The following is a 4,987-nucleotide window of genomic DNA, read 5'->3' on the forward strand; positions in this document are numbered from 1 at the left end:
AGCCTCCCAAATCATTAGGAGAACTGAATCATTGACCGAAGCGGCGATCAAGAGGCCTTTTTCAACATCATCTCCGCCATCCGGACTTCCGCTGTCGCGTCTTGTTCGCGAGTGCGGCAGATGTCCGGTTTAGTGTTACGCAACTGCTAAATCAACAGTGTCAGTGAACAACGAAGAATGGGCCGACAAGATGGAGGCAGTCGGTCTGATGCCGTCTAGCACCGGCAGGCTTGGCGGTAAGCGCACTGGCGATCGGATGAACGATTATCCGATTCCTGTCGGTGACTTCCTCAAGGTCGCCAAGGCCCTCTTGGGCGAGGCCTTCGATATTCCCTGGGCAGATCGTTTTTCCATTGCTGCGCCCGTGCTGCTCGATACAGACGAAGAGAGAGGGAGCGAAAACGACGACGGCGCTGAAGCTGCACCAGCTCCTCGCAGCAAGGTCAAGTACAGCCACGAATGCAACAAAGGCCGCGTGCTGAATGTATGGGGCCGCCCAGGTCTGCGATTGGCCTGCGGCGACTGCGGGCGTGGCTACGAAGCCAACATGTAGCTGTCGCGAACTGCAATCATTCGTTGCGAACTACATTACGTGAGAATGATGTTCACCGCTTCGGAAACAGTTGGGCCCCGGCTTCGACGACGCACCCAGCCGTTCCCTCGCTTTGTTCGTTCTCACGACCGGTGGCACCGATTTTGACCCGGAGATTTCGTGCGGTATCCGGCAGGGCTGGAGCCAGGCTGTCTGCAACTGCCCGCAGCGCCACGGCGAGTAAGAACAAGCAATCATGAAGCTGTTGCGTCGCACGTTGATCTCCGGCTGCGGATAGCTTGGCGAGACGCCATGGCTCTTTCGCCGATACTTCGCGGTTCGCGTCGGCAATCACTGTCCAAATCTCATTCAATGCGCCATCGAACTCGAACCGACGATACCGGTCGAAGACCACTCTGCAAAGATTGAGAGCTCTATGTGCCATTGGTTCATCGCGCCACTGCTTTCCCGAGGGGGCCGGAACGGTGCCGCCGCAATAGCGCACTACCATGGTCAGGGTCCTTTGCGTCAGATTTCCCAACTGATCGGCAAGCTCTGATCGGTAAGCCTGTTCGAAGCGTTCTCGGGAAAAGTCACCGTCGCCAAATGGGCGGACATGGCGCAACAGATAGTACCGCAACGCATCCGAGCCGAACTCCGCTGCGAGCGGGGCGGGCTCCACTGTGTTCCCCAGCGATTTACTGACCTTGCGCCCCTCTACCGTGACATAACCATGTATAAAGATGCGGGTTGGCAAGCTTAGCCCTGCAGAAATCAGGATTGCTGGCCAATAGATTGCATGGAACCGCGCAATGCCCTTGCCGATCACGTGCTCGCGGGCACCGGCGCCACTCCAGAATTTTTCAAAATCCTGATCGCCCGTCGCATAGCCAAGCGCGGTGATGTAGTTCGCAAGCGCATCAAACCAGACATACATAACCTGACCGGCGTCATTCGGAACTGGAATACCCCAGCCTCGTGCACGGCTGGTGCTGCGTGATACGCTGAAGTCTTCAAGCCCGCGATCAATCCAACCGAGGATCTCGTTACGGCGCACCTCGGGAAGGATTTCGATATCGCGGCGGTCGTAGATAGCACGGAGCTCATCTTCGTACCGGGACAGGCGGAAGAACCAGTTCTCTTCCTCGACAACCTCCAATGGAGCGTCGTGTTCCGGGCAACGGCCATCGATCAGATCATCTGGTTTGTAGAATTGTTCGCATCCTTGGCAGTAAAGGCCACGATAGGGCTTTTTGTAGAGATCACCGCGCGCGGCGCAGGCAGCCCACAAACGCTCCGCCCCTGGCCTGTGTCGTGGGTCGGCACTCGTCCTGATGAAGTCGTCATAGGACAGATTTAGCTGATTCTTCAGACTCTCGAAGAAGGACGCGTTGCGGGCTACGAGACCGGCGACCGGGACACCCTCGTGTTCGGCGGCATGGACATTCTTGATGCTGTTCTCGTCTGTTCCGGCAAGCAGGTAGACCTCAGCGCCGGAGGCGCGGTAAGCGCGCGCCAAAACGTCTGCCTGAACGATTTCCAATGCGAACCCGATATGGGGCTTCGCGTTTACATATGGGATCGCCGTTGTCAGCAGATGGCAGTCGGAATGGGTGTTTCTTTGATCGTGCATGTCTGGGACCTCTTGGATTGGAGAGGCGGCACCAGAAATCGAAAAAGCCGCCCCGAGTGGAAGCGGCTTGTTGGTGATGTCGTCGTTTTAAATACGCGCTGCCCTATGCCGCTCCTGTCATGGTGACCGGCATCATCATGTTCGACGTGAAGAAGGTGCGTGCGTACAACATGAATGATCTCTAACGGAGATCGGCGAAGCGATCAATAGGTTCTCCAGCAAACGAGGGTTAGGCAGACACCCTTATGTGTAACGGAGAGTGCCAGGACAAAGAAAAGCCGGACCACGGTCCCACTTGTTGTCTTCAAGCACGACTATTTTTAGTACGATCCACCGTGACAAAAGATACAGACGGTAAAACGCTCCAGGCGCGTTTTTATCTTACCGAAAGTGGCGCAAATCCCGTCCGCGACGAGATTATGAAGCTCCCGCCGGAAGAGCGTAAAACCGTCCGAGAAGACGTGAAAAGCGTATAGTTGGCTGGCCTATCGGTCTTTCTGTTTGCCGTGATCTTGGTAAGGGCTTACGAGAGGTCCGCAGCAAACTTAGAAACCGGATCTTTCGTATCATCTTCGGCATCGACACCCCCTATATGGTCTTGCTTCATGCCTTCGTGAAGAAAACCCAGAAGACCCCGACGAAAGACTTACAGCTCGCAGAAAAACGTTGGAAAACCTATTTCGAAGAGCAGAAGGATACAGCCAAATGACCAACAAGCACCTTGGCCCGGCATTTGATGATTTCCTCGATGAAGAGGGCATCCTTGACGAAGTCACCGAAACCGCTGCAAAGCGCGTTCTCTCAATGGGCTTTGCGCGCCTCATGGAACAACAGAATCTCAGCAAGGCCGAGATGGCGCGTCGGATGCAGACCAGTCCGAACCAGATTCGCCGCCTTCTGGATGAAGCTGATACTGGCGTGACGCTGCATACGATCATGCAGGCTGCTCGCGCCACAGGTGGCCGCGTGCGCATCACCGTCGAGTAACGGCGACCCCGCCCTCTCCCGCAACTGATGTGGTGGATGCCCCCTCCTCGAACGGCATCGCAATGTGCCAAATTGGTGATGTTGAAGTCACCTACGATGGAGGAAGCACCCATGAAGAAAATTACCATAGTCGGCGTCGATTTGTCGAAACACGCGTTCCAGATTCATGGAGCAGCGGCGGATGGTTCGGTCGTGTTTCACAGGAAGCTTTCGCGATCACAGTTTCCCAAGTTCATGTCTGAGCAACCGAGTTGTATTGTTGCCATGGAAGCCTGTTCCACATCGCACTATTGGGCACGAGAGATGGAACGGGCAGGCCATAAGGTCAAACTGATCGCGCCGATCTATGTGAAGCCCTTCGTCAAACGTCAGAAGAACGATGCAGCCGACGCAGAAGCCATTGTCGAAGCGGCTCTGCGATCAAACATGCGCTTTGTTCCGGCGAAATCTGCGCAGACCCAGGCCCGGGCTATGTTGTTTCGAACGCGTGAGCAGTTGATCGGCCAACGGACAGAGGCACTCAATGCCCTGCGGGGTCATCTTGCTGAGTTTGGTCTCATCGCGCCGCGAGGCGTAGCCAATCTTGTTCGCCTCGCCGCTCTCGTCGAGAATCCTGAAAGTGATCTGCCTGACGTTGCCCGAGATATAGCCCATATGTATCTGGACCGGATTGCTCAGCTTGCTACGTTGATCGACCGGCTGATGATGACGATCAAAGAGGTCAACGGCGCCAGCAATGCGGTGAACATTATGCGCTCGATGCCAGGCGTCGGGCCAATCTGGGCGATAGCAATAGACACTTTCGCTCCAGAGATGAATACCTTCGAGCGGGGGAGAGATTTTTCTGCATGGCTGGGTCTAACGCCACGGCAGCATTCGACCGGCGGGAAACAACGTCTCGGCCGGACTTCGAAAATGGGTCAGCGTGATATCCGACGATTGCTGATCATCGGAGCTATGAGCCGTATTGCCAGTGCACAACGCTACAAGCGCGCCGCCGAGCCATGGCTGCAGGACAAATTAAACCGCAAACCCCGCATGGTCGCAGCGATCGCATTGGCTAGCAAGATGGCGCGTCAGATCTGGGCCATGCTAACCAAAGGGGAGCGCTACAACCTGCCAGTCGCTACGACTGCATGACGAATTGGGGGCGCTCAAACTGGCCGCTCCCTTTATGTGAGAAGTGCGTTGAATGATATGGAAGTCGATTGATTTGATCGGGATTAGAAAAACCAGATAGGGGTCGGGTGTTCAGAACCCGCGCAACTGAATTGGATCTGATCCGCGAACATACCATACTGGCCCGCGGCGCGTGAAAGGCCGCACATAGAGGCCTGACACACGACCGCAACCAATCGCAACCAACCTTCAAAACCTTCTTGAAAAACCGGGGGCATCCACACATGACCCCATCAACCTGCTTTTCTTGAATCGACCGTGAGAGGCGAGAGGACTTTGAGATGCAGGAGGTCATTAAGTTTGTCAGCGTCGACCGGTCGGCTTAACAAAAACCCCTGGGCCTCATCGCAGTTTCGCTCTGCCAAGAATTTGAGCTGCTCTTCTGATTCAACGCCTTCCGCGACTACGTTGATGTTCATATTGTGCCCTAAGCTGATCACAGCCGAACAGATCGCTGCATCGTGGGCATCGATCATGATGCCCCGAACGAATGACTGATCGATCTTCAAATTATCGACCGGGAAGTTCTTTAGGCGATTAAGCGAAGAATAGCCGGTGCCAAAATCATCAATCGACAGACTTACACCGAGTTTTTTCAATTCGTAAAGCGTGTTTAAGGTATCCGCACCACCCTCCATCGCAATGCCTTCCGTGAT

The 4,987-nt window shown here is 55.1% G+C and carries 6 protein-coding genes; 4 read left to right on the forward strand and 2 right to left on the reverse strand.

Annotated features, from left to right (window positions below; all coding sequences use genetic code 11):
• Positions 1-163: 163 nt before the first annotated feature.
• On the forward strand, positions 164-553 hold the full coding sequence (locus QMZ18_RS36770; RefSeq protein ID WP_282611419.1) for a hypothetical protein: 390 nt from the start codon (positions 164-166) through the stop codon (positions 551-553).
• Between the two features lie 52 nt (positions 554-605).
• Here the strand turns inward: QMZ18_RS36770 and QMZ18_RS36775 are convergent, their stop codons facing one another.
• Positions 606-2,165, reverse strand: a complete 1,560-nt coding sequence (locus QMZ18_RS36775) for a methionine--tRNA ligase (RefSeq protein ID WP_282611420.1) — start codon at positions 2,163-2,165, stop codon at positions 606-608.
• Between the two features lie 487 nt (positions 2,166-2,652).
• On the opposite strand from QMZ18_RS36775, the gene QMZ18_RS37200 reads away from it, so the two are divergent.
• The 3 genes from QMZ18_RS37200 (at position 2,653) to QMZ18_RS36790 (ending at position 4,292) form a co-directional block, all read left to right on the forward strand.
• Entirely contained in the window at positions 2,653-2,874 is a 222-nt protein-coding gene (locus QMZ18_RS37200) for a type II toxin-antitoxin system RelE/ParE family toxin (protein WP_282611424.1), read from the forward strand.
• Positions 2,871-3,152, forward strand: a complete 282-nt coding sequence (locus QMZ18_RS36785) for an XRE family transcriptional regulator (protein WP_282611421.1) — start codon at positions 2,871-2,873, stop codon at positions 3,150-3,152. Before QMZ18_RS37200 ends, QMZ18_RS36785 begins: the two co-directional genes overlap by 4 nt.
• 111 nt (positions 3,153-3,263) lie before the next feature.
• A complete protein-coding gene (locus QMZ18_RS36790) occupies positions 3,264-4,292 on the forward strand; it encodes an IS110 family transposase (RefSeq protein ID WP_282611422.1) in 1,029 nt (342 codons plus the stop codon).
• A gap of 272 nt (positions 4,293-4,564) precedes the next feature.
• Here the strand turns inward: QMZ18_RS36790 and QMZ18_RS36795 are convergent.
• A partial coding sequence (locus tag QMZ18_RS36795; RefSeq protein WP_282611423.1) for an EAL domain-containing protein occupies positions 4,565-4,987 on the reverse strand: 423 nt, incomplete at its 5' end.

The organism is Pelagibius sp. Alg239-R121 (assembly GCF_947331435.1).
Lineage (GTDB): Bacteria > Pseudomonadota > Alphaproteobacteria > Kiloniellales > Kiloniellaceae > Denitrobaculum.